The 24635-nt window shown below is 69.8% G+C and carries 15 protein-coding genes; 2 read left to right on the plus strand and 13 right to left on the minus strand.

All coding sequences use genetic code 11. The annotated features are described in order from the left end of the window. Positions 1 to 3: 3 nt before the first annotated feature. The 3 genes from BLASA_RS15900 to BLASA_RS15910 form a co-directional block, all read right to left on the minus strand. Positions 4 to 1656, minus strand: a complete 1653-nt coding sequence (locus tag BLASA_RS15900; protein ID WP_014377230.1) for a nuclease-related domain-containing DEAD/DEAH box helicase — start codon at positions 1654 to 1656, stop codon at positions 4 to 6. Continuing rightward, complete coding sequence (locus tag BLASA_RS15905; protein ID WP_014377231.1) at positions 1653 to 2954, minus strand: 3'-5' exonuclease; 1302 nt, start codon at positions 2952 to 2954, stop codon at positions 1653 to 1655. The genes BLASA_RS15900 and BLASA_RS15905 overlap by 4 nt, the downstream gene beginning before the upstream one ends. Before the next feature lie 172 nt (positions 2955 to 3126). Further along, positions 3127 to 3774 (minus strand): hypothetical protein, encoded by a 648-nt coding sequence (locus BLASA_RS15910; RefSeq protein WP_041775802.1) that lies wholly within the window; start codon positions 3772 to 3774, stop codon positions 3127 to 3129. A gap of 164 nt (positions 3775 to 3938) precedes the next feature. Between BLASA_RS15910 and BLASA_RS15915 the strand changes: the two genes are divergently transcribed. Both BLASA_RS15915 and BLASA_RS15920 read left to right on the plus strand, forming a co-directional pair. Continuing rightward, positions 3939 to 4721 carry a thioesterase family protein gene (locus BLASA_RS15915; protein ID WP_014377233.1) on the plus strand — a complete coding sequence of 261 codons (783 nt, stop codon included), beginning with the start codon at positions 3939 to 3941 and terminating at the stop codon, positions 4719 to 4721. A gap of 65 nt (positions 4722 to 4786) precedes the next feature. Further along, positions 4787 to 6190, plus strand: coding sequence for an ADP-ribosylglycohydrolase family protein (locus tag BLASA_RS15920; RefSeq protein WP_014377234.1), 1404 nt, complete (start codon positions 4787 to 4789; stop codon positions 6188 to 6190). 190 nt (positions 6191 to 6380) lie between these two features. On the opposite strand, the gene BLASA_RS15925 is transcribed toward BLASA_RS15920, so the two are convergent. The 10 genes from BLASA_RS15925 to BLASA_RS15970 all read right to left on the minus strand — a co-directional run bounded on the left by BLASA_RS15925 (position 6381) and on the right by BLASA_RS15970 (position 24303). After that, positions 6381 to 7157 carry an endonuclease/exonuclease/phosphatase family protein gene (locus BLASA_RS15925; protein WP_014377235.1) on the minus strand — a complete coding sequence of 259 codons (777 nt, stop codon included), beginning with the start codon at positions 7155 to 7157 and terminating at the stop codon, positions 6381 to 6383. 86 nt (positions 7158 to 7243) lie between these two features. After that, positions 7244 to 10504 carry a TM0106 family RecB-like putative nuclease gene (locus tag BLASA_RS15930; RefSeq protein ID WP_014377236.1) on the minus strand — a complete coding sequence of 1087 codons (3261 nt, stop codon included), beginning with the start codon at positions 10502 to 10504 and terminating at the stop codon, positions 7244 to 7246. Between the two features lie 124 nt (positions 10505 to 10628). Then, on the minus strand, positions 10629 to 10982 hold the full coding sequence (locus tag BLASA_RS15935; protein ID WP_014377237.1) for a DUF5615 family PIN-like protein: 354 nt from the start codon (positions 10980 to 10982) through the stop codon (positions 10629 to 10631). After that, positions 10979 to 11413 (minus strand): ribbon-helix-helix protein, CopG family, encoded by a 435-nt coding sequence (locus tag BLASA_RS15940; RefSeq protein ID WP_014377238.1) that lies wholly within the window; start codon positions 11411 to 11413, stop codon positions 10979 to 10981. The genes BLASA_RS15935 and BLASA_RS15940 overlap by 4 nt, the downstream gene beginning before the upstream one ends. 88 nt (positions 11414 to 11501) lie before the next feature. Continuing rightward, a complete protein-coding gene (locus BLASA_RS15945; protein ID WP_014377239.1) occupies positions 11502 to 11933 on the minus strand; it encodes a hypothetical protein in 432 nt (143 codons plus the stop codon). Further along, on the minus strand, positions 11930 to 12982 hold the full coding sequence (locus BLASA_RS15950; RefSeq protein ID WP_166486565.1) for a hypothetical protein: 1053 nt from the start codon (positions 12980 to 12982) through the stop codon (positions 11930 to 11932). Before BLASA_RS15950 ends, BLASA_RS15945 begins: the two co-directional genes overlap by 4 nt. Before the next feature lie 141 nt (positions 12983 to 13123). Then, the gene (drmB, locus tag BLASA_RS15955; protein ID WP_014377241.1) at positions 13124 to 14929 is read right to left on the minus strand and encodes a DUF1998 domain-containing protein; all 1806 of its coding nucleotides are present in this window, start codon (positions 14927 to 14929) and stop codon (positions 13124 to 13126) included. Beyond that, complete coding sequence (locus BLASA_RS15960) at positions 14910 to 18095, minus strand: helicase-related protein (protein WP_014377242.1); 3186 nt, start codon at positions 18093 to 18095, stop codon at positions 14910 to 14912. Before BLASA_RS15960 ends, drmB begins: the two co-directional genes overlap by 20 nt. Beyond that, positions 18092 to 19603, minus strand: a complete 1512-nt coding sequence (locus BLASA_RS15965; protein WP_041775804.1) for a nuclease-related domain-containing DEAD/DEAH box helicase — start codon at positions 19601 to 19603, stop codon at positions 18092 to 18094. The genes BLASA_RS15960 and BLASA_RS15965 overlap by 4 nt, the downstream gene beginning before the upstream one ends. Further along, complete coding sequence (locus BLASA_RS15970; protein WP_166486807.1) at positions 19600 to 24303, minus strand: sacsin N-terminal ATP-binding-like domain-containing protein; 4704 nt, start codon at positions 24301 to 24303, stop codon at positions 19600 to 19602. The genes BLASA_RS15965 and BLASA_RS15970 overlap by 4 nt, the downstream gene beginning before the upstream one ends. Positions 24304 to 24635: the final 332 nt, after the last annotated feature.

A 24635-nucleotide genomic window follows, 5' to 3' on the forward strand; every position in this document is an offset into this window, starting at 1 on the left:
CTCTCAGTGGGTCTGCGCGAGCGAGTCCAGCAGTCGTCGTGCGACCGCCTCCCCTCCGACCCGCCGGATCAGGTCCATATCCCCGCACACGACGAGCAGGTCGCGGGCACGGGACAGCGCGACGTAGAGCATCTCCTTCGCGCGCGCCTCGTCCCGGAAGCCGTTGACGGCCAGCACGACGGCCGGCCGCTCCAGCCCCTTGAAGCCGAGCACGTGCCCGTAGAAGACCTCGTCGTCCTGCCAGAACGTCTCCCAGTAGGCGTCCTGACCGTCCTCCTGGCGCTCCCGCTGCACGGGATGCCGCTGGTGCGTCGTCAGCAGCGCCACCGACTCCGGCGGCCACCCGTCACCCAGCAGTGCGTCGGCGACGTCGTCGGCCGCCTCGACGGCGTCCTCCGACGAGCACTGGATGAACCGCACCGGCACACCGGACGAGCCCCGGATCCGCATCTGCTCCGGCGCGAGGCTGGAGAAGGTGCCGGCGATCTGCTTGGTGTTGCGCAGGTTCTCATTGAGCGGGATGGGCATCAGGTCGACGGTCGGCCGTCCCTGCCTGGCGAAGATCCGCTGGCCCTCGTCGGAGAAGACGTACAGCGAGCCGGCGTCGGGGTCACGAAGCGCCGCCAGCACGGCGTCCCACCAGCTCTGGGCGAAGTCCTGCCCCTCGTCGATGACGATCGCGTCGAACCGTTCGCCCTCCGGGAGCTCCGCCGCGAGCGACACCATCGCCGCGGGCAGGAACTCCTCCCAGTAGCGGCTGTCGTCGTCCGAGCCCGGAGCCACGCCCCAGCCGATGCCGAGGTTGTGGAAGGTGCCGACGTAGCCCGGCCGTTGCCGCTTCGGCAGCGTCTCGACGCGTCGCTTGAGGAACTCGGCCAGGCCGCGCGAGTAGCACATGATCGCGACCCGCTGACCGTCCGCGGCGAGGCGACGGGCCTTCTCGACGGCCAGCCAGGTCTTCCCGGAGCCGGCGCCGCCCCGGATCTCCACCCGGGGAAACGACGCCAGCAGGTCGAGGACCTTGGCCTGGTCCCTGGTGAGCAGGTCGCAGGCGGCCTCGCGCTCGGCGAGCTGGGCGAGCAGGTGCTGCTGCGGGATGGCGGTGCCGGCCAGGCAGTCGACGAGCGCCTCGACGTCCTCGGCGGACGGCGGGTCGGGCTCGTCGCGGACCTTGTCCAGCGCGGCCCTGATCCGGGCGGCGGCGTGCGGGATGTCGGTCGTGTCGATCGCCATCCAGCGGGCGAGGCCGGGCGCCATGAAGTCCGATGCCAGCGTGGTGGCCGGCAGCGCGACGAGGTGCGCCGTCCGGGGCCGGCCGGCGGACCAGCGCGGGTGCTCGGCGAGGTAGTCGCACAGCAGGTACTTGCAGGAGACGGCCTGGTCGACCGGGTGGATCACCCGGTCGGTGCCGTCCCCGCCCTGCCGCCACTCCCCCCGCTGCAGGGAGACGCTGCCGCCCTTGACCTCGACGACGGCGACGCCCACGCCGGGCCAGGCGACGACGACGTCGGCCTCGCGGTCCTGCGAGCGACCGCTCAGCCGGACGTTGCAGAAGACGGCCGCGTCGTCGGGCAGCTGGTCGCGCAGCGTCCGGACGAACAGCTCTTCGGAGGCGTGGGCGAACTGCGGGTCGTCGGGGAACAGGCGGGCGGTCACGTGCGTGCCCCGGTCACCGAGAGCGCCTCCCAGAACACCGCCTCGCTGATCACCCGGACGCCGAGCGCCCGCGCCTTGCTGGCCTTGCCCGACTGGGAGTGCGGGTCGGCGCAGACGAGGACGCCGGTCTGCTTCGACACCGACGACATCGGCCGCAGGCCGGCGTCCCGGGCGGCCTGCTCGAGTTCGTCGCGGGTGCGGCTCATGGCTCCGGTGAAGACGATCCGGTCACCGGGCGAGAACACCTCGGCCCGCCGGGGCAGCGAGACCTGCGCGCCGCTGCGGACGACCGACAGCGCCAGGTCGACGTCCTTGCTGCGCATGCCGAGCAGCGCCGCCACGCGCTCGAGGTCAGCGCGCTCACCCTCGGTGACGAGACCGTCGGCGTACGCGGCGGTGGCCAGCGCCTCCAGGTAGATGCGGTGCGCGGCCGTCACGTGGTCGGGCCCGCAGCCGAGCTCGCCGGCGAGTGAAGCCAGCTGGTCGGCCTCGGTGACGCTGACCAGCCGGTCCTCCAGCACCTGGTCCAGCACGGTCAGGTACGGCGCCATGCTGGGCGGCGCGTCGTCCAGCGCCGGCAGGGAGGCGACGAGGCCGGCGAGATAGCCGTCCCGTTCGCGGACGGCGGCGGTCGCGGCGTCGCGGGGCAGCGTCCGGCACGGCGGACACGTGCTGCCGTCCGCGTACGCGGTCGCGGCGGCGACCAGGTCGGCCCAGCCGCCGTCGAGGGCCTCGAAGCCGCGGTAGCTGCCGTCGTCGGCGAAATCGACCCGGACACCCGCACCGGCCAGCGATCCGCCACCGAGGTCGGAGGCGAGCATGGCCAGCATGAGCTCCGCGGTGGCGCGGGCGTCGTGCAGCGCGGCGTGGCCGTGCACGAGCGGGATGTCGAGGAAGCCGCACAGCGCCTGGAGCGACCGGGTGCCGGACCCGAAGAACAGCGGTGCCAGGCGCATGGTGCACAGCGACGGCGACAAGGCGGTCGGCAGCCCGGCGCGGCCGAACTCGCGGGCGAGGAAGCGCAGGTCGAACAGCGCGTTGTGGGCGACGAGGACCCGGCCGACGAGCAGCGAGCGCAGGTGCTGTGCGACGTCGGCGAAGGCTGGCGCGTCGACGACGTCGCCGGCGCTGATGCCGTGCAGCCCGGTCGGGCCGACGTCCCGGCCCGGGTTGACCAGGGTCTCGAACTCGGCCTCGACCTCGCCGCGGTCGTCGAGCAGGACGACGCCGATCTCCACGACCCGGTCGGTCCGCGGGGACAGGCCGGTGGTCTCCACGTCGACGACGGCAACGGTCACGACGGCTCCTTCGCGCTCGCGGCCGGACGTCGACCGAAGGGTGCGGACGCGGCGGACCATGACACAGCGGGGCGACGGAACCGCGGGTTTCGGGCCGTACCGGTCCGCACCCGCCCCACCAGCCCCAGGGCACCCGCAGGCGTCCCCTCCGGTCCCTGCAGAACGGCCGGGGTCACTCGTACGCGTCGCCGAAGGCGGCGACGCACTGCGCGCACGAGCTCTTGGAGGCGACGAACGCCTCGGGCGCGGTGGGCCGGCGGCAGGTCCGGCACCAGCGGAACGACCGGCGCCGGCCGGACGCGATGGCCTCGGCCATCTCGGCGACGAGATGCGGCTGGTGGAGGAGGTCGTCGCGGCTGAACCGCGGCTCCTCCCCGGTCAGCGGGTCGGGGTGGCGCCGCCCCCAGCCGGTGAGCGGCCGGTCCAGGACGAACCACGGGCCGAGGACCCCGACCGCGAGCTGCGCCGGCTCCCCGCTGACGAACCACTGCGCCATGCCCTCGCCGCGCGACATGGGCTCGCGCCGCCAGCCGGTGCCCAGGGCGCACACGAGGTCGACGTACTCGACGTCCAGCAGCCCGGCCAACTCGGCCTCGTCCGCGGTGGGGTCGGAGGCGCTCCCCCACTCCAGCCCGCAGCTACGGCAGACGAAGTCCGCCGTCTCCCCCGGCATCATCACGCATCCGCCGAGTGCCACGACGCCGCGCTCGGCCTGCTCGAAGTCGTCCCCGACCGGCATCCCGTAGACGACCGGGACCGAGTCCTCCTTGCCGCATTCCGGGCACACCCGCCCCGCCTGCACACCTACCGATCCGCCCATGCCACTCCCCTGATTCGTGCCGTCCCGTGACGGCAGTGGCGGACGATGGCAGGCACCACCGACAACGACCGGCCGCCCGGGCAGGGTTCGCCGCAGTGCCACCCGATCAGTCGACGGCACGTCCGCCCGGTCGCCGGCTGACCACCTCGGCCAGACTGCCCGTCATGGAGTTCGAGGCCTTCTACCTGCCGCTGGGCGAGAACCGGTTCGCGCCCACCCGGGCGACCGAGAGCCCGTGGGACCACAGCGCCCAGCACGGCGGACCGCCGTCCGCGCTGCTGGCCCACGTGGCCGCCGACGCCGCCCGGGCGACCGGTGCGGGCTCCCGCCCGGCGCGGATCAGCGTCGACTTCTTCGGCGCCATCCCCCGTCGCGAGCTGGCCGTCGAGGTATCCCCCGTACGACCCGGACGGCGGATCGACCTGACCGAGGCGGTGATGACCGTGGCGGGCCGCACCGTCGCCGTCGCGCGCGTGTGGTCGCTCGCCGTCGGGCCCACACCGCCGGTGGTCACCGAGCTCACCCCGCCACCCGCCGTCCCCGACTCCTCGCCCGAGGTGTTGTTCGGCCTACCTGACTGGGGTTACGGGCAGGCCATCGAGTGGCGCTACACCGCCGGGTCGCCGGAGGACCCCGGGCCGGCCGACGTCTGGACCCGGGTGCGCGTCCCCCTGGTCGCCGGCCTGCCCCTCACCGGCCTCGACCGCGCGCTCATCGCCGCCGACGCCGCCAACGGCATCTCCGTGGAGCTGCCCATCGACAGCTGGTGGTCCATCCCGCCGGGGATGACCACCCACCTGACCCGAGAGCCGGACGGCGAGTGGGTGCACCTGGCCTGCTGCACGCAGATCGCCGCCGACGGCATCGGGCTGTGCCACGGCGAGCTCTCCGACGTGCGCGGCTCGATCGGCGAGGTCGCCCAGCCGCTGCTCGTCCAGGCCCGCTGACGAAGCCACGAGCCTCATTCGGCGCCGCACGCACGCGCGGCACCGCCGTCGGCCAGGATGCCGGAGTGACCCCGCGCATGCACCGCTCCCACCGAGTGGCCGGCGCGCTCGTCGGCTCGGCCGTCGGCGACGCCCTCGGCGCACCGTTCGAGTTCGGACCGCCCGGGCAGTTCTCCACCCGCTTCCCGGTGCCGGCGCGGGGATCGAAGACGGAGATGTGCGGCGGTGGCTCGCTGGACTGGGAGCCGGGTGAGTTCACCGACGACACCCAGATGGCGCTGCTCGTGGCGACGTCACTGGTGGAGCGCGGCGGGCTGGACGAGGCCGACGTCTTCGAGCGGTTCCGCACCTGGGCGGCCGCCGGGCCGCCGGACATCGGCAACCAGACGCGCGCCGTCCTGGGCTCGGGCCGGCCCTGGGACGTCGCCGCGGCCGAGCACTTCGCCCGCTCCGGGCACGCGGCCGGCAACGGCTCGCTGATGCGGACGACGCCCGCCGCCATCCGGTTCTCCCGGGACGGGCGGGAGCCGACCATGGACGCCGCCCGGCGGATCTCCGCGCTCACCCACGGCGACCCGTCGGCCGGTGAGGGCTGCGCGGTCTTCCACGAGCTGATGCGGGTGGCGCTGGACGGCGACGACCCGCTGGCGGCGATCCCCTCGGCGCTGGAGGCGGTGCTGCCCGAACACCGCGAGCGGTGGGCGACCGTGCTGGCGCCGGCCTGGACGCCTGACCAGGCCACCGAGTCGAACGGCGCGGTGTGGCCGACGCTCGGCCAGGCGGTGTGGGCCCTGCGGAACGGTCGCGACTTCGCCGAGGTGCTGCGGCTGGTGATCGACCTCGGCGGGGACACCGACGCGGTGGCCTGCGTCGCCGGCGGACTGGCCGGCGCGGTGTACGGGATGGGTGGCGTCCCGAGCCGGTGGGCGTCGGTGGTGCACGGACGGGTGCCCGGGCACGGAGGTCGCGTCTGGCATCTGGCTGACCTGCAGCAGCTCGCTGCCACGCTGGACGGCGGGGTGCAGCAGAACTACGACCCGGGCGTGATTCCGCGGATCGGCCCGACCGAGGTGCTGCCCGGCATCTGGGCCGGCAATCTCGACGGCGCCCGGTACAGCGAGGAGGATTTCGCGGTCATCTCGCTGTGCCGGCTCGGCGAGCCGTTCCCGCACCCGGTGCACCGGATGGCGTACATCGCCGACAACGAGCACAACGCCGACCTCGACGTCATGCTCGCCGACGTTCTCGATGACATGGCCGCGCTGCAGCAGGAGGGGCACCGGCTGCTCGTGCACTGCCACGGCGGCGCCTCACGAACCGGGCTCGTGCTGCGCGGCTGGCTGGTGCGCGAGAAGGGGATGTCGGTCGAGGAGGCCACGGCGCACGTCGCCGAGCGCTGGCCGCACCTCGGGCTGTGGAACGACAGCTTCACCGCTGCGCTGCAGCGACTGTCCAAGGCTGGCCGGTAGGAACGGCAGGGCGGAATCAAGGACCGCCCAGCCGACCCAGGCGCCATCTCGAACTGCACCGGGCGGAGCGGGCGCTCGAGGTGGCCTCCGGGTGGCGGCGTGGGAGGCCGTCCCGCCGTTCGATGGCGCGTGACGCGGCGGCCACGGCGTCCATCAGGTCCAGGCTCGGCGTTACGACGACCGCACCCAGTCACGACGACGCTGCGCCATCTCGGCCGCACGGGGTCTGCAAGCCGACGATGGCGGTATATGCGGGGTGGTCGCTCAGCTTGCGGCCTTCCCAGGCGGGCCTGTGCACGCCGGCGATCTGCTCGCCGGCCACGAGGCAAGAGCTCACGGCCAGGTGGTCGATCGAGTACATGCCGGGGTCTAGGTGCTCGGCCCGCTCCGTCAAGACCAGCAGACCGAGGAAGCTGAAGCCCTCGCGGAGTGCCTTCTGACCCTCGACGGTCGCGCCCTCGAACGGCCGGTTCAGGTGCTGGTTGAAGTCACCACCCCAGATCAAGGGCTCACCGTCCTGTCGTTCGGAGTCGATCCGACGAACGTGGTGGTCGAGGATGTGGCGGAACTTCTCGGCCTGGCCGCCGCCCGGGAGCCGCGGCCACAAATCTCCGGGGTTTTTCCACGGAAGGACCGAACAGGCGACCAGGACGGTTGGCAACTTCGCGTCATCGACCTGGAGGCGGGCCAGCACCAAGCTCTCCTCCCCCGCATGTTCCGGGTCACCCGCGGTCCGCAAGGGGACGTGAGGAAGGCATGTGTCGATACCGGCCCACCGCTGCTTGCCCGGATCGAACTGTCTCTCCGGTGAGACGATGAGCTCGCGACCTCGAGGTCTCCAGTCCGCGTGCACCTCGGCCAGCAGCCAGACGTCGACTCCCAGGTGCTGGATCCACGCGGCCTTGTCCGAGGCGGGGGTCGAGGTGATGGATGAACGCAGGTTGACATTCCAGGTTCCGATGAGCAACGGGACTCCTTGCGTGCAGGGCTTCAGGGCGAGAGGCGCCCGGTAAGGCGAGGGGACGAACCGGCGGTCGAGGTGCGCCCGCCTCCTCAGCCGACGACGGTCGCCATCTCGACGAGTCGGCACAGCGCGTTGACCTGGCGCAACTGCTCCGGAGTGCGCACCGCGGCATCGAGCAGCTGCTCGCTCATCACCACGACCGCCAGCGCCTTCGCCCGCGAGACAGCGACGTTGAGCCGGTGCAGGTCGTAGAGGAACGAGACGCCGCGCGGGGCGTCCTCCGCGCTGGTCGACGTCATCGAGTAGATGACGACCGGCGCTTCCTGGCCCTGGAACTTGTCGACCGTCCCGACCCGCGCGCCGTCCGGCAGCAGCTCGCGGATGAGCCCGACCTGGTGGTTGTACGGCGCGACGACCAGCACGTCGCCGGCGCCGACCGGCCGCTCGACGCCGACAGCGTCCACCCATCCCACGCCCTGCAGCGAGCGCCACAGCTCCGCGACCGCCGCCGCTTCGTCGGCGCAGGCCGCCGCCGACGGCTTCCCGTGCTCCACCAACCGGACGGCGAGCCCGCTGCCGGAGACGGCTGCCCCGTCCAGGACGGCGATCCGCTCACGTCCGGCCGCTGACTCCAGCCGCCCTTCGTAGGCGAGATCGGAGACGAATGCGGTCAGCGCCGGGTGCATCCGGTAGGTGCGGTCGAGGAACACGCCGCGGTCTGCGGGCACGGTGGCGTGGCCCTCGAGCAGGTGCTCGAGGGCCGAGCACCCCGAGTCGCCAGGGTGCAGCGCCTGGATCGGCTGGGCCAGCTGCTGCGGGTCCCCGAGCAGGACGAGCGACTTCGCCGAGCGGGCGACGGCGACGGCGTTGGCCAGCGAGAACTGCCCGGCTTCGTCGACGATGAGCACGTCGACGGCCTCGGCCAGGTCGGACCGGCACCAGAACCAGGAGGTGCCGCCGACCAGCGACACCGACCCGCTGAGCAGCCGGTCGGCGACGTCGTCGCCGTCCTTCGACCACTCCACGCCCGGGGCGCCACAGGACTGGCGTTCCTCGCACTTCTGCAGCGCCGGCCGGCCGACCGCCGTCAGCACGTTGCCGATGACCGCGTGCGAGGTGGCGGTGACGCCGACGGTCTTGCCGGCGTCGAGCAGCTCACGGATGAGCCGTGACGCCGCCCGCGTCTTCCCGCTGCCCGGCGGCCCCTGCACGGCCAGGACCTCCCCGTCCAGCGCGAGGCCGATCCGGACGACGGCGTCCCCGGCCTCCTCCCCCGGCAGCCGCCGGGTGTCCGCGGGGACGACGCGGTCGAGCAGCGCCCGCGCGAGCGAGGGGCGGCCGGCGAGGACGTCCTCGGCCGTGGCGGCGATCGACTCCCGCATCGGGCGGTCGTCGAGCGGACCTTCCGGCCCGAGACCACGAGGGCCGGCGGGCGGCTTGGTGCTCTTGACCACGACCCGGCCGGCGACGGGGTCGATCTCACGGACCTCACCGACCCGGACCCGGGTGTCGACGTCGAAGGCTTTCGAGCCGACCGAGAGCTTCGTGTCCTGCGGCGGGAAGGTGAAGGCGTAGAGCTTGCTCTTCTTCTCGGCGCCGATCTCACCGCCGCCGGACAGACCACCGATCGCCGTTCGGTCCTCGATCAGTTCCTCGTCCTCGAGGTCGCCACGGCTGAAGAACTCCCACCAGCCGGGGCGGGCTTCGCGGCGGTGCCACTGCACGAGGTCGCCGAGCAGGTCCTGCCGGCGTTCCTGGAGCCGCTCGACCAGCGCGAGCTCGGCAACCTCGGCGTCCGCCCGTGGCGCGGGACCGGTCACCTCGGGCACGGTGGGGCGCGACTGGGGGCCGTGCAGCGCCTCGAGCTCGGTCCGCTGGGCCTCCAGCCAGTCGTGCAGCTCGCGGGTGGAGTCGACGTCGTCCTTGTTGTAGTCCTCGATCGACTGCAGGCGGGCGGGATCGCGGTCGGTCAACCACTTCTCGTACTCGACGACGCTGGACATGGCGTCGGCGACGTCGCCGGTGTGCTCGCGCCCGTAGAACGCCTCGACCTTCTTGATGGAGTACGAGTCCTTGCTGATCCGCATCGACTGGCGGACGACGGGATAGAGGTCGACGAATCGCTGGGCCCGCAGCAGCTGGTCGAGCTCGGCTTCGCGGACGCCGTACCGGGCGGTGAGCCGCTTGAGCGCGCTGACCTCGTAGGCGGCGTAGTGGTAGACGTGCATGCCCGGGTCTGCACGCCAGGCGGCCACGATGCGATCGAGCAGGTCGGCGACCATGTGGCGTTCGGCGTCGCGGTCGTGCGCCCACAGGGCGGTGAAGTCTCCGGCGCGGTCGCCGAGACCGGCGAGGTACTCGAGCCCGTCGCCGTCCCCGGAGAGCGGGTCACCCTCGAAGTCGAGGTAGAGGTCGCCGGGGCTGGGTTCGGGCAGTCGCAGCAGGCCCTGGGCCACCTGCGGCGGCAGGAGCGTGCGGGTGGGGATGCCGGCTTCCCGGCCGCGCAGCTGCTCCCGGGCCTGCTCCCGCAGGCGTTCGCGGATTCCCCGACTGATCCCGGAGGCCTTGAGGATCTCGTCGGAGGCGTCGGCGAGCTGCTCGAGGGTGGCGACGCCGACGTCCCGTAGTGCCGCCCGGTGGTCGCGGCGCATGCCGGCGACCAGGCTGAGGTCGTCGCCGGCACGCAGTTCGCCTGCGCAGCGCAGCTGCCACGCGCACCGGTCGCAGTAGGCGACGGGGACGGGTTCGGTAGGCGGGACGTCGGCGGCGAAGCCCTCCAGCCGGGTGCGGGCGCGACGGGCGTAGGCGGCGACGTCGACCAGCCGCCACGGGTGCCCCTCGCCGTCACCGGTGACCACGGAGATGTGCTCGGGTTCGCGGCCCTGCAGGATGGCGAGCCGGTCGGCGTAGGTGGCCATCTGCAGCAGGGCCGGCACCTTGATGCGGCGGGCGAGCTTGGCGTCGGCGACCTCGTAGGACCACTCCCCCAGGTCCGAGGGAGCCTCCGTGCGGAGGAGGAAGTCGGCCTGGCCGCCCCAGCGGCCGTCGGAGAGCGTGGCCTGGTGGATGACGTCGTAGCCGGCGCGCATCGCGTCGAGGGTGGCCGCCTCGCTGCGGGCGTCCTGGAGCCGGGCGACGCGCAGGCCCGCGGCCTCCAGCGACTCGAGGTAGCGGAGTTCGTGGGCGATCCCGAGGTCGGCGACGAGGACCGTCTGGTCGCTCGGCCCGTCGAGCGGCGCCTGCAGGCGTCCATCGGCCACCGCGAGGTTCAGCGCGGTGAGGTGGGAACACTCCTGGTGCCGGGTCAGGTCACTGGGGCTGAGCACCAGCCGGGCGTCGATGCGCTGCATGGCTCAGTTCCCGCTCGGGTCGAGCGCGACGGACATCGGTGAGTGCGGCAACGTTCCCCCGTGGTGCTGCGAGTCGGGCCTTCGGAACCCTGTCACGGACGGCGCCGCCCGGGGAACGGCGCGCTCACAACCACTCGACCAAGCCGGCACCCCGCCTGCTGCGGTCGTCGACGCCGAGGCGGGCGTCGAGCCAGGCGTGCAGAGCCGCCAGCAACCGCGGTAGCCCACTCGGCGTACGCGGCCAGCGGCGGGCGTTGACCAGCAGCAGGCCGGCATGTTCCTCGACGTCCAGCGGGGCGAAGTCGACGATGTTCTCGGTGACCACGACGCGCATGGCTTGCCGGGCCCAGCGCGCGATGTCGGCGTCCTCGTGACCTACCAGGTCCGGTAGCTCGACGACGGCGACGACGTCGTGGCCCTCGGCTCGCAACTGCTCGGCGAGCCGTCGCGGGTACATCTCGTCGAGCAGCAGCCTCACCGGCTCGGGCCGGCCAGGATCTCCTGCTGGCGACGCCAGGCCGCCTCCAGTTCCTCGGCGGACCGCTCGTTCGCGGCGATCCTGGCGTCGATCTCGGCCGGGTGGTCGGCGTAGTAGGCGACCGCAGCACGCACCTGCACCTCGGTCAGCGAGGTCATCTCGACAACCGCGGCGACGACGTCCTGCGGTCGCTCCTCGTGGATGCCACGGAGGGTCCGGATCACCTCGTCGACGTCCGGGCCGGCCGCCAGTCCGGCCCGCCGACCGCTCGGGCCGTCCCGGAAGGTGATCCCCGGATGAGCCTCCCGACGCAGCGCCTCGTCGAGCAGCCGTTCGATGGTGGAGGAGACCGAGGCGCCACGCCGGCCGGCCAGGTCGGTGAGTCGACCGAGTACGTCGTCGGACAACCGCACGGAACGAGGCGTCGCCATGACTACATCGTAGCCACGGCGGGCCTTGGTCGGTACGGAAGCAGCCGAGGCTGCGTCAGGTTCCCGATCGATCGTGCGTCCGAGCCGCCTACAGCTCCCACACGTGGTCCGGGTCGTCCATCGCCTTTCGGACCTGGCTCAGGTCGCCCATGTCGACCAGCGGTGACGACTTGGCCAGGTCGACGATCCCCTGGAGCGCAGCGTCGGTGGCTTTTCCGTCTCCGCTGGTCATGGCGACGTCGAGGTGGCGGAAGAGGCCGTCGATCGTCGTGGACCGCTCCGCGAACACCTGCTCGAAGTAGTGCTTGAGGAAGGAGCTCGCTTCCTGGATGCGAGCAACCTCGACCGTGGCGTAGGCGTCGATCTTCGCCCGCTTGGTCTGTTCCTCCTCGCGCAGGCGCAGGTAATCGCGGGCGCCTTCGATGACGTTGCTGAGCGCCCCGAGGGCGTCCGCCGCGCGCAGCGCGGACGCAGCGGGCGGGAGGACGACCCCCTCCACCGGCTTCTTGGCGACCGTCACTTCATCTCCTTGTACGTGAGGATCACGCGGGTCACGTCCGAGTTCATCTGCCCGTCGTCGGCGACGAGAGGCACGGTGCAGATGTCCCGCACCGCGCGCGTCAGCGACATCGCGCGCTGGAACTCGGCGTCGTGCTGCTTCCAGTCGAAGTCGGGCTGCTCCACCGTGGAGAGAGCCTCCTGGGCACGTTCCACGAGTCCGGCAAGGACGCCGCTCACTTCGTCGACCCGCGTGTCCAGCGTGTCGAGGAACGAACGGAAGGCCGCGTGGTCCTCGACCGCGACGGCCACCTTCGCCTCGTACTCCTTCGCCTTGGTCACCGCCTTCTCGCCCTGACCATTCAGAGTCAGACCGCCGATGAGCATCGTCGGGCCGATGGTCACCACCCCGAGAGCGGCGGTTCCGACCGCAACACCGCCCCCGCCGGCAGCCAGCGATCCACCGCCCAGCCAGGCCATGGTGGCGTTCTGTGCGGCGGCGCCAGACAGCGAGCTGATGGCGGTGCCGGTGCTGGCCGCACCGAGGGCAGTGACCGCGCTCGGGATGCCCGCGGAAGCGCCGGCTCCGGTCAAGGCAGCCATACCGGCGCCCTTGAGCCAGTTCACGTCCGCGGTCAGGGCCCCGGCGAACCCTTCTATCTCACGCTGCTCCGCATCGATGCCCGCGAGAAACTGCGCTGCGCTCTGCTTGACCTGCGCGCTGTGCCGCTCGATGAAGGCCGCCATCCGCTCGATCACCAGCCGCCGGGCCTGCTCCTGCTGCTGGCCGTACCCGTGAATGCGCTCGTTGCTCTTCCCGACGCGCTCCTCGGTGCGAGCCAGCGACTCGTCGTACCGCTTCTGGGCCGCCTCGGCGGTCGCCCCGGCGTCCTTCATCTTCAGAGCGCCCATGACGCCGGTGGCCAGTCCACCAACGCCCGTGCTGGTGCCGAGCCCGATAAGGACGAGAGGGATGAGGGGTAGAACCACGGCTTTGTCCTCCGGCATGAGTGATCCAGGTCGTCGGCGACGACCGTAAGGGCTCATCGCTCGATTCCCGGGGCGCACCATGCCGGCCGCGACATCAGACGAGGCACCTCGGGCGGGTGGTGTCGGCGGTACGAATGTGGTCGGGATTGCCTCTGATAGGTCCCCGGCGCTGCGTCACTCGACCGTCTCCGCTTCGTACGGTGATGCGTGCGGGACTTTCGGTCATTCGGCGCTGCGGAGTTCCGTCAGGACAGCCTCCAGCAGCCCCTTCACATGCCTGCCGCCGAGGACGAGCTGGCGGTCGAGCAGGCGGTTCGACGTCTCGCACGAGGTCTCGCTGATAAGCGTGCAGCCGTGGCAAGCAGACAGATTCAGCTGTTCGCTTCCCTGCCGATCGCTCTCGATGCAGACGGGATCGTTCGAACAGACATCGGCGTCGACGAGGGCAGCCGCGAGCAACGGGATGAGGGCCTCGGGCGCCCCCAGCCTCACCAGGCCTCCGAGTGTGCCCTGAGCGTCGCCGGCCGCGGTGTAGATGAGGATGCCGGCAGTGCGGTCAGGACGGTCCGTCTGCGCGTAGATCCGCTCCTGCAGCGATGCCGACGAGTATCCGCTGGCGAAGGCCAGCCGTCGGATGAGCAGGTGCGAAATGGTGTGCAGTGCGAGGAACCGCGGCTCAGGAACATCGAGTCGCGCCGCCCACGGCAGTTCTCCCCGACGTCGACGCAGGATGTCGGCGCGTGCGATGACGGCATCTTGTTGCTCCCACTCCTGCAAGAGCATCTCGTCGAAGCGCAGGAAGATGCCCTCACCGAACATCTCGACGGCGGGGTACACCGGTCGACGCCGGCGATCCACACCCAGATCGGGGCCGATGAAGTCGGCGTCCGTGTTCCACCGCTGGAAGCGGCGCAGCGCACGCACCTCGCGGACGCGTCGGACCTGACCGATTGACACCAGGTTGTCGGCGAGGGCGACCGGCCACCCTTGCCGCGTTTGGACGGGGACGCCGTCGACCACGAAGTCGCCGCCACTTCGGTCCCGTCCGGCGCCCAGCTTCTTCAAGAAGGCTGCCCACTCCCCGTCCTTGAGCTCGAGGAGAGGAGCGTCCCTCGATACCTGCTCCCCACCGGCGGCAAGGTCGAGGATGATCTCCTTCGTCGTGCCGAGCTCGTCGGCAATCCACCCCGCGACCATCTCGGATTGCGGCCCCCCGTTGTCGGCGACCACCTTCTCGAAGTACACGTGCGCCTGAACCTTGTCCAAGAGTTCCAGCGATGCCGGTCGCTCCTCGGGGATGTCCAACGCGGACAGGCGCTCGGCGATGTAATTGCCGGTCGCGCCGCGTTGCGCCGCTGCCAGCCTGTGCTCGCACGGCGCTGCCTGACTGGAGTCCTCCCACGGCTGCGTACCGGTACAGCGGATGCCGTCCCGCGACAAGGCGTCCTTGAGCACGAGTTCCGACAGCGGGCGGGAGCGCTTGCAGGCAGCGCAGGAGACGCGGAGCGCGGCGAGGCCCTCACCCTGCTTGGCGGAACGAACGAAGCTCAACTCCTTGTAGGCACGGCAGTGCCGAACAGCGTCGGTGACGCCGCGGTCCGCACCCCGGTGTGCCCACATGAACCACGGGACATCCTGGATGTGGCTGCCCTTGGTGCAGACGGCCACGTAACGCATGGGGACGAGCGCGCCGCCACAGCCGCAGGTGTTGCTCCAGCGACCCTTGCTCTTCCCTGTCAGTTGCGACAACTTGCTGCAGCGCTCGCAGAAGCGCCAGGCCGGAAAGCGCCAGTACGTCAGCCCTCTGGTGTCCTTGCCCGACCGTCCCGCATGGGCCGGCGGCTGCCGCAGCTCACCGCCACCCAGACGCAAGGACAACCGCTCGCAGTGGATCTCCGGCGCATGCTGGCGGTGCCACCAGGACGTGTCCGGTGCCATCAGCGACTCGCCGCGGATATCGACGATGGCGCCCACACCGAAGGGCGCGATCACCTCCGACAGGCGCAGGTCATGCTTGATCGGTTCCACTGGACCTCTCCTCGAAAGGCTCCTGCACCTCGACGGCGACGTTCGGATCCACCGAACGCATGGAGTCCGCTACCAGCCAGCCTTCGCCTGTCTGGCCGAACCTCTTCAGTAGACCCAGGTCGTCGCCCGGGCGGCGGTCGTAGACCAGGTCCACGTCGGATTCCCGTGCTTGCGCTGCCCGACGATCCCAGTCCCGCATCAGTCGCCAAGCATGCTCCTCGGTTTCCTCGTACTCGTCCTGATCCGCGGCGCTGACCCGCTGCAGCAGGCCGTCCAGCAACTTCACCACCGTTGCGTTGAGATGGTCATCCTCGAGGTCGAATCGAGCAGCAGCAGCATTGGGCGCCAGCTCGGTGAGGGACTGCCGAAGCAGCGCCACCAAGGCGCCTGCCAGCGAGCGGTCCCGCGACGCCAACGACCACGGAGTGACGCTGGTCGGTTCCACACCGCGGTACAGGGCGTCGTGATAACCGCGGAAGGTCTCGAAATGCGACCTGTCGCGGGCACGGTTGGACCTGAAGAGCGTTGCGACCACACCCCGTGTGTCGCCCCGACCGACACGGCTCGTCGCCTGGATGTACTCGGCTGTCGTCTTCGGCTGACCCACCATGAGCATCAGTGACAGTCGAGGCACGTCGATGCCGACCGACAGCATGTTCGACGACAGCACGACGTCGACCGCCTGGTCCGACTCATCCACACTGCGGCCGAGTTCCCGCAGGTCGTTGGGCAGCTCCTCAGGTCCGCGACGACTGGTCAGCTCGAGAACGCGATCGGCTCGGACACGGCGGAGGTGCAGTGAGAGCCGCTCGGAACGAGGCTCGAGCCTCCCGTTCACGTCGTCCACGACCAGCGTCCCCGTGCGGCCGAGCTCTCGCAGACTGTTGTGGTACATCACCGCAGTCCAGTAGGCGTCGCGCGGCGTTGCCGGCGACGCCACCTTCAGGACCTCGGGCACCTCGAGCAAGGGCGTAGCTGCTGCCACGGCGGCCGAGGCCTGTGAGACCGACTGCGGCATCAGACCCACGTAGAGACGTCCCTCGCCACTCTCGACCGGTCGGGAGAAGAACGTACGGTCCTCGTCCAACCCGGCAGGCGGATAGAGCGCGACCTGTCGTCCGTACAGCCCTCGCACTTGCTCGGCGGCTGAGCGGATGGTGGCGGTGGAGGCGACGATCTTGGGGCGACCACCGGATCGCCCGAGCAGAACCTGTATGACGGCGTCGAAGACGGCGACGGTCGTGCCGAGTGGTCCAGACAGAAGATGGAGCTCGTCCTGGATGACGAGCGACGGCTGCCTGAAGGTCGTACCGATGCCCAGCAGCCGGCCGGCTTCGGGCTTGAACTGCAGACGCGCGAACTTGTCAACGGTCGCGAGCAGGATGGTCGGCGGCTGCTCGTAGAGCAGCTCATCGACGACCTGGACCGGCAGCTCCTCGTGGAACTCGCAGTGCACGTTGGTGCAGTGGATCACCAAGTCCTTTCCGTCGAGACGGAAGCCGTACGCCCGCGGGTCGAGGGACTTCTGCCGCGGGACCTGCGCGGTTCCGCACCACGGGCAGGCCTCGACCTGGAACTGGTTCGCCTGTTCCGGATGCGCCGCCTTGCGCAGTCGGTCGAGCGCGCCCTTGGCCGCGCTCCTGGACCCGGGAGTGACGTCGTTACCGACCCACAACCCGATGGAGAAACGGCTCATGCCTCGAACACGGTCGTCGCCGTGCTGGCCATGCCTTCGCATCAGCTCCATGGCACACACGAGCGAGGAGGCTCGCTGGAACTGCTGCGCAGTGAGGAGCCGAAGGGTGTACCTCGTCAGGACAGCCGTACCGCCACCTTTGGCGCCGTCCGCCAGACGACGGCGGAAGATCTCGACCGCGGCCAGGGCGAGGTAAGCCTCTGTCTTCCCGCCGCCCGTCGGGAACCAGATGAGGTCGACGAGCTCGCGGTCGTCATGTCGCTCGTCGAGTGTCGAGGCCAGCGCGACGAGCAGGAAGCCGAGTTGGAAGGGGCGCCACTGTGGCTCCGTCACCGGCTTCTGCCGATCTCCTCGTGCGACGGGGGCCTGGCGCATCTGCAGCCGCATGGCAGTCATGCCGAGTGCGAAGGCTGTGCGGACTTCCGGCTCTTCACGCAGGAGGTCGACGCCCGCACGCATGCGCTCAGCAGACGTGCGACAACGCTCGACGATCGCGTGGGCGGTCGCGGCCGATCGCTCGAAACCCGCGACGCGATCCTCCTGTTCCCGCACCCAGACCTCGAAGGCCCCCACGAAGGCTTCCAAGCTCGGCAGTACCTGATCCGGCCAGCAATCGATCATCGCCAGGTGCGCCAGCTCCAGTGCTTGCGCCTCCGCAGTGCCGGCCCGGAAGCCGGTGGTCTCGACCGCCGGGACGATGAAGGAGGGCACGGGGTCCAATGAGACGCTGGAACAGACGCCGTCCCGCATCAGCCAGTCGGCCGCCATGCCATGTCCGACGGCGAACACCTTGCGCGCCCGGTACCGGAGTCGGATCTCACGCGCCTCGGCGTCCAGGTCCAGACCCCGGAGAGTGTCGTACTCGTGGATCCGTCCGCCATCTGCCGGCCTGACCGCAAGGGCCACCTGGAACAACATCGAAGGGATGTCGAGGCGATCGTCGCCTGCCGACTTCGCCAGGACACGAGCGTGCACGGTCACCAGGTGTCTACCGCCGGCGAAGTTCCGCCAGCGGGAACCGACTTCCACAGGCACGTCACCCGCCATGACGTCCCGCTTGGGTGCCGCACGCGAGACCGTCAGGCTTTCGAAGTCGAAGGGCCGCCGCTGCCACCGCCGAGGCCCGTCGTCGTCAAGCAAGGCGTAAGTGCCGCCGGAGAAGCTGACATGGACCGAGGCCGCGTCGGTCAGGAAGGAGACGGCAACCGACGCGGGCCTCCAATCCTCCGCCAGCGGCACGCCTGCGTCTGCTTCCTCCAGCTCGCCCGGGAGGACATCGGCCAGCACGTCGGGATCCGCGCCACCAGCGGTGGCGTCTACCTCGGCCGTCGCATCAGCCGGGAAGAGCATGCCCACCGCGTACTGCCGGTTGGGCAGGTTAGTCACGCACTCCGCCGGCCCACCGTCCGGACCGATCCAGCTGGCTCGCAGGTGCTCGAGGACCTCGTGCTGAGCTGGGGTGAGCGTCACTTGAGTCCCTTCAGCAGGCGCTTGAGTCGCTCCCTGTCCGCCGGTGAGCAGACGAGGTGAAGTGAGACGCGGGCGCGTGTCACGGCCACGTAGAAGCCGGCCGTGCCCATGTCGTCGAACTCGTGCGGGAGGTCGCAGACCACCACGTGGTCGGCTTCGAGGCCTTTCACAGAGCGGGGGGAAGTTGTGACGAAGCCGCGCGGGCTACGGGTAGGCAGCTCATCAGACGCCACCCGAATGATCAGCACGTTGCCGCGGCGAGCACCACCGCTGACGAGTTTTTCAGCCAGGGCCTCCGCATCGGTGAAGTTCGTGTCGTCGGGCACTTCGTGCCAGACGACTCGCTCCCCGTGGACGATGCCCGGGTCGCCGACGTCGGCCCCGAGGTAGGTCTGCACCACGTGCACGATGGCGCGCGTGTTCCGCACGTTCGTGTCGAGGTCGACAGGAACGGCCTCTGCGCCCACGAGTGCGTGGACGTCACCGTCGAAGGTGCCGTCCACATGGGCCTGGTTGTTGTGATCGAGGAACATGCGCCAGCGGCCAGCGGCGCGACCACCCTCCAGCACAGTGTCAAGGCGATCCATGTCTGACGCGTTCATGAGATCTTGCGCTTCGTCCACCAGGACCACGTCCCATTGCCTGTCGCTCGGCAGCGCCTCGAACGGGACCACGTCGACGCGTCGGTCGCTCAGGTGCGCCTCGAAGAACTGACTCAAGTGGGGCGAGCGGAAGGTTACGAGTACCCGGCGGCCCTGATCCGCCTCCTGCTTCGCGGCCTCCGCAAGGACCAAGGATTTTCCGGTGCCCGCGCCCCCCTGAACGAGCAGCCGTGGACTGCGGGCGAGGGCTGCCAGGACCTTGCACTGCCCCTCTGTTGCACGGCTCTGCTCCTCGAGGACGGCGCCGCGCTGCGCGTCGAGCACCGGAAGGCGAGTGAATTCGCCGAAGAGCCGCACGCGGAGGTCCGAAGTCCTTGCGGCCCGGGTCGAGTGCGACGGCTTCCGAGATCTCTCCGCGACGGCATCGAGGGATGCGCGGACGCCTGCAACGGTCATCTCGTCCTTCGCCCACCAGTGCGTGGAGGACCACTCGACCGAGTTCTGCGGCCGTTCGATGTCCGGCGTCACAACAACTGCTTCGTGCGGGAACCACCCGACACCCTCCTCCTTGAGGATGTCCCGCAACGCGAAGGCGGCAGTGCGGGCCTGGTCCATCGGGGAGCTCCGTAACCGGTGCCAGTCGCCCCGCCTGTCCACCGAATACCAGACACCCTCGTGCTTGCGGACGCCGCCGCCCTTGACCTCGACGACGATGACCACGCCCCGCCAGAGGAGAACGAAGTCGGCTTCCGCCTGCTGCTTGTACTCGTGGGAACGAAGTTTGACCGAGTAGAAGGCGACGGCGTCCTTGTCACCCGTCACGTCCCGAAGCAAGCGGGCCAGCCGTCGCTCGGCCTCGCTGGTCGCTGTCTTCTCGATCGTGACCACATCGGGAACGACGATCACTCGCCTCCCTCCCGCCACAACTGCTCGTACTCGCGGTAGCCGAGCAAGTCATCGACCTCGCCGAACTTGTCCGCCATGTCGACGATGAGGCACTCGGCCTTACCGCCGTTCTCGGGGCCTCGAAGGCCTCGGCCGGCCATCTGGATGTAGGCGTTGGGGCTGAACGTGGGACGCGCGATGTACAGCGCCCGTACACCGGGTGCATCGAACCCCTGAATCAGAAGGTCACAGTTGGTAAGGACTTGCACCTTGCCCCGTTTGAAGTTCTCGATGTGGTCCCGCCGTTCCTGGCGACCGGTCTGTCCGCTCACGGCCGCTGCCGTCCGTCCCCGGTAGCGCAATGTCGCTGCCAGCACCTGCGCCGAGAGGACGCTCGGTGTGAATACGAGGATGGGCCAGGATTCGTCTTGGCTCATGACGTGATCCGCCAGGACGGCCAACCGCTGCTGGTCCTGCCCGATCCGTTCGAGCACTGTCGAGCTGACGCGGCGCTGGCTGCGCGCTTCACGAATCTCATCCGCGTCGAGCGCCACCTGCACACCGTTGAGCACCTGGTGCTCGACGCGGGCCAGGATTCCCAACTCCGCCAGCTGCGGGTACGGGTTGCCCTCGAAGGCACTCAACCTCTTCCTACCGAAGCGAGCGACCAACGACTCGGTCCCGCTCGTCGACCTGCCTTTGAATGGCGTTGCCGAGAGACCGACCAACGGGCGTTCCCACTGCCGCCCCGCGACCCCGAGCCACTCGAAGAGCCGGGTGTACATCCGCGACTCCCCCGCACGGTGTCCCTCGTCCACGATCACAGCGGCGGCACTACGGAGCCATGCGTACTCGGGGTCCTCGTGGACGGAGAGCAACTGCGCGTCCGTGGCCACGATGACGCTGAACTCGGTGTCCGGCTCGTGGACCACCCTCGAGTCCCAGAGCCGCCCGACGGTCAGCGGACGCTCGTCGCCGAGTCCGCGCCAGATGTAACTCCAGGTCTGCACTGCCTGCTCGCACAGTTCCTGTGACTGAGCGATCCAGAGGACCGGCCCCTCGAGCTCGCCACTGATGAAGAGGCGCAGGACCGTTTCGCAGGCCACACGCGTCTTGCCGGCGCCGGTGGGCAACTCCACCATCGCCTTGCCCCGCCTACCGGTTGCGTCCAGGTTCGTGAGGACGCCGCTCAGCTGTCGGCGGATGTCCTCCTGGAAGCTGTGCAGCGGGTTGAGCCGCACTGCTCCCGGCACGACGAACTCGTCCTCCTGCCGCTCGTTGCGTCGTCCGGCGAACTCGCCGCCGAAACCCATCTTCCGGAGCCAGGAGATTGTTCTGTCGCCACCCGCCCACTGCGTCGGAACGTCGGAGAAGCCCTCCTGTCGGAACTGGTCCGCGAGCTGCTTGACGGAGTCGGACCCGTAGACGGTCAGGAACAGCTCCGATACCGAGGTCCTTTCGTCGACGAGACCCTGCATCTCGAGCGCCTGCCACAGGCCCTTGGGCAGCGCATCCCGGAGGTCGTCCGGCCCGAAGTAGACGTCCAGGCGGTCCGCATCGGTCGGCGCCGCCTTCGCTTCCTCCCGTAGGCCCGCGAGGCGCCTGTCGAGGCCCGCCTGGAGGACGCTGGAGATGTCGGCGTTGTTGAGGCTCAGGCCGAATGCCTGTGAAGCAATCTCCAGCAGTCGCCGGTCCTCGATCCGCCGGTCGACAACGAGCTCGACGCCGTCCAAGAACCAGGCCAGGGACTGGTCTTCGACGCCCTCCTCGGTCGTCACCCGCTTCGCGATGCGGCCGGCGCGCGAGAGGGTGCTGGTGAGCAGCCGGTGCTCGAACCGGGTGTTGCGAAGGCCGGTGAAGACGTCCAGGAGCGGTTCGGCGGCCAGCTGGCCCTCGATCTGCATGGAGAACGAGAAGCTGTCTTCAAACCGACGACACCCGACCCGGGCGACGAGCCTGTCCGCTTGGTCCTCGGTGACCTGGAGGCTCGGACGATCCTTCGACGCCAGGTAGGCGGCCTGCTCATCGGACACGGCCAGATAGACCGTGTTGGGCTGCCTCGACTCCACGGCCTTTCGGATGCGGGCCGGGATCCGCGGCGGCTTGCGGTCTGTGAAAGCGACCTCCGCCGCAGCGAGCGTGAACTCGGCCAGGACTGCATCGGACAGGGTCGGCGGGAACAGGTCCGCCTCAACCGCTTGCTCGAAGATGCGCGCAGGCACGGCGTCGAGCTCGCGCGGCAGTTTCAGCCGCTCTGCAAGAGCTGAAGGGCCCTTGAACAGCGGCAGTAAGCCGTCGTAGCGCACCATCGACGGCGCCACGGCGTCCGCCGGTGGCTTACGCCCACGCGAGGTCGGGACGAGGCCCGCGCGATCGATGGCCCACTGCGCCGGCGAGGGCACCTCGTGGTCACGATTCGTCGCGAGATCCTCGCAGATCCACTGATGATCAGGGAGCGCGAGGAGGCCGAGCGTCCAACTCTCGCGCAGGGCCTCGGCGGCTCCAGCCTCCTCCAGCATGAGCAACATGGAGACCGGGCCCGGGCCCGATGTCCGCGAGAACTCGACGTTCTCGATCGCGCGCTCTCCTGGCCCCAGCTGCCGGTTCAGCGAGTCGAGCACCCAAGCCCGGTACTGCTCGAACGCCGGTTCGTCCTCGAGCAGGTAGTCGCCCTGAGGCTCGCGAACGACCCCCAGTTGGTCAGCGACGTCGGGTTGGCAACGGCCGCGGTCCAGCATGCGCGCGTCGAACCGCGGCCCGACAAGCCCTTCGACGTCGAAGACACGGGCGGGCGATGCCCAACTGCCGTTCCTCGTCGGCACGCGCACCTTCGCGGCCTGTGCTCCCAGAATTTCGACAGCCGCACGGGTGGGCAGGTCCAAGACCGCATCCCACAGCTTCGTGAGCGCCTCGTCGTCGTCCTCGTCCGAGAGTCGGGCGAGCCGCGCGTTGAGGATCGCTTGGGCATCGAGCCCGCGGAAACCTGCACGCGTCAGGTGGGCACGCACGCCGGCCTGCGCCAGGAACCCGGGATCGACGAAAACGGCGCCTTCGACCTCGAGGTCATCTTCGTTCGCCAGGAAGACGACGTCCTTGTCAGCGAGCGAGCGCAAGCCGTCAGAGGTGGGAATGACGCGAGCCTTGTCGACACCGAACTTGCCGTGCAGGTCGACCGCGACCCGGAACGCGTTGGCCGCGGACACCGGATCGCTCCCCTCCGCCCACTCCCTGAGCCAGCTGAGGAGTCCGCGCTTGGGAGCCGTCTCGAGCGCCTTCCGCAGGTCACGGTCGCGGGCGTCGAAGTTCTCCTCGAGGTTGGCCAGGGTGACGAGATCGCGCAGGCGCGTTGTGCGGGTCGGCGAGGCGTAGCAGCGGAAGTGGGGGACGTCCGACCCGGTGTTCGGCGAGATGGACCAGGCCCGGTGCACGTCTTCGCGTACGGTCATCTCGAAGTCGAGGGGACGCAGGTCGCGCGGATGCGCCAGTGTTCCGTGGGCGTCGGGTACCAAGGCTCGTCCCGCGGCCAGGCGAGGGATGTTCTGGGTGAGGTGCTCGTCGCCGAAGCCTCGGAGCTCGCGGCCACGGGCTGGCATGTAGTCCAGGTGTCCCGCCGGGTCCTCTGCCGTGGAGAGCCGCGGCAGCAGGTCTACGAAGATCTCCGACAGCGTCTCGAGGATCTCCTGGTTGTAATCGTTCGACAGCATGGTCGTCCGGTCGTCGTTGACGCTCCATGGGGCGTTGAAGAGGCCGGAGGCAGTTGTTTGATCCTGCAGCGGGAAGTACGACCAGAACTGACCGACCGTCCGGTTGCCGAGGCTTCGCGGCAGGGCGACGGTCACCTTTATCTGCTGCCGGGAGACGGCTTCCCCGACCTCCTTGCGGGCCTCCGCTGACGGCGAGTGCATCCGGCCCTCGACGAGCCACTCGTCGCCCGAGCCGTCGGGTCGCTCGATCTTGAAGTTCCCCGCCCCAAGGTCCCTCGAGACGTGGCTCGTGGTGAAGCCCCCCTCACCGAGGACGCGCAGTCTCACCTCGCGCACAGCACTGACGAAGAGCAGGAACTCGGAACGGAACTCCTGGATCTCCTTCTCGAGCCGCTGGATGTCGGTCACCCGCGGGAGCTTGACGACCGTCGACGCCCATGTAGCGAGGTCAGCCAGCACCGGGTCGCGATCGAACTCTGCGGCAGCATCGATGAGAGTTGCCGTCCGAAGTACGGGCAGGCGGCGAGCCGCGGGGGCTATGCGACGCAGGGCAGCCTTGGCCTCCGCTGAGTTGAACTCGAAGGAGACCGAGCGACTGAAGACCTGAGGGGCATCGGTGACCGCGAGGACGGACTTGAAGCCGAGGCCAAACCTGCCGATCTCATCGCCCCGTTTGCCACTGAGGTAGGCCATCGTGACAGCGGTGATGCCCGACTTCGAGAAAGGCCGACCCGAGTTCGCGCAGTACAGGGTCGCGGTTCGTGGGTCGAGCACAATTTCGACGCGGGCCTCATCGGCCAGGTCGGTCGCGCCTGCAAGCGCGTCCGCAGCGTTCTGCACGAGCTCCAGCAGCGTTCGATGGGCATAACCCCCCGTTCTGATGGACTCCTCGTGATTGGCCTGCTCCTCGATCAGCCGCGGCTGTTGCTCACAGGCGGCGATCTGTGCAGCAAACTGGTTTTGCACCTCCCGTACCAGCTCAACGTCGGGCTTCCACGGGTCCTTACTCACTGACATGGCCATCACAGCGGGTTGCCGATGCTCGCTACGACGCATGCAGCATCAAGGATTGGCGAGACCTCTTCGTGGCGCCAGGTGCTTACTACCGTACTCTCCGTCACCCGTGCAGACTACGTGTGCAGAGGGCAGTTGTGGCGACGCAGCGCGGAAGTCAGGCTCTACCGGCGACACCACGGCGATGTTCGCCCTGAGTCCACCAGCGGAACCGGCAGCCGGGCGATGAACCCAACCCTTGTCGACCCGGTGGAACTCCTCGGACGCGCGTCGCCGGACGCGACAGACCCGCCAGCAGGTGCGGCGACCAGGATCGCCGGCCCGACACATCTAAT

Source organism: Blastococcus saxobsidens DD2 (genome assembly GCF_000284015.1).
Taxonomy (GTDB): domain Bacteria; phylum Actinomycetota; class Actinomycetes; order Mycobacteriales; family Geodermatophilaceae; genus Blastococcus; species Blastococcus saxobsidens_A.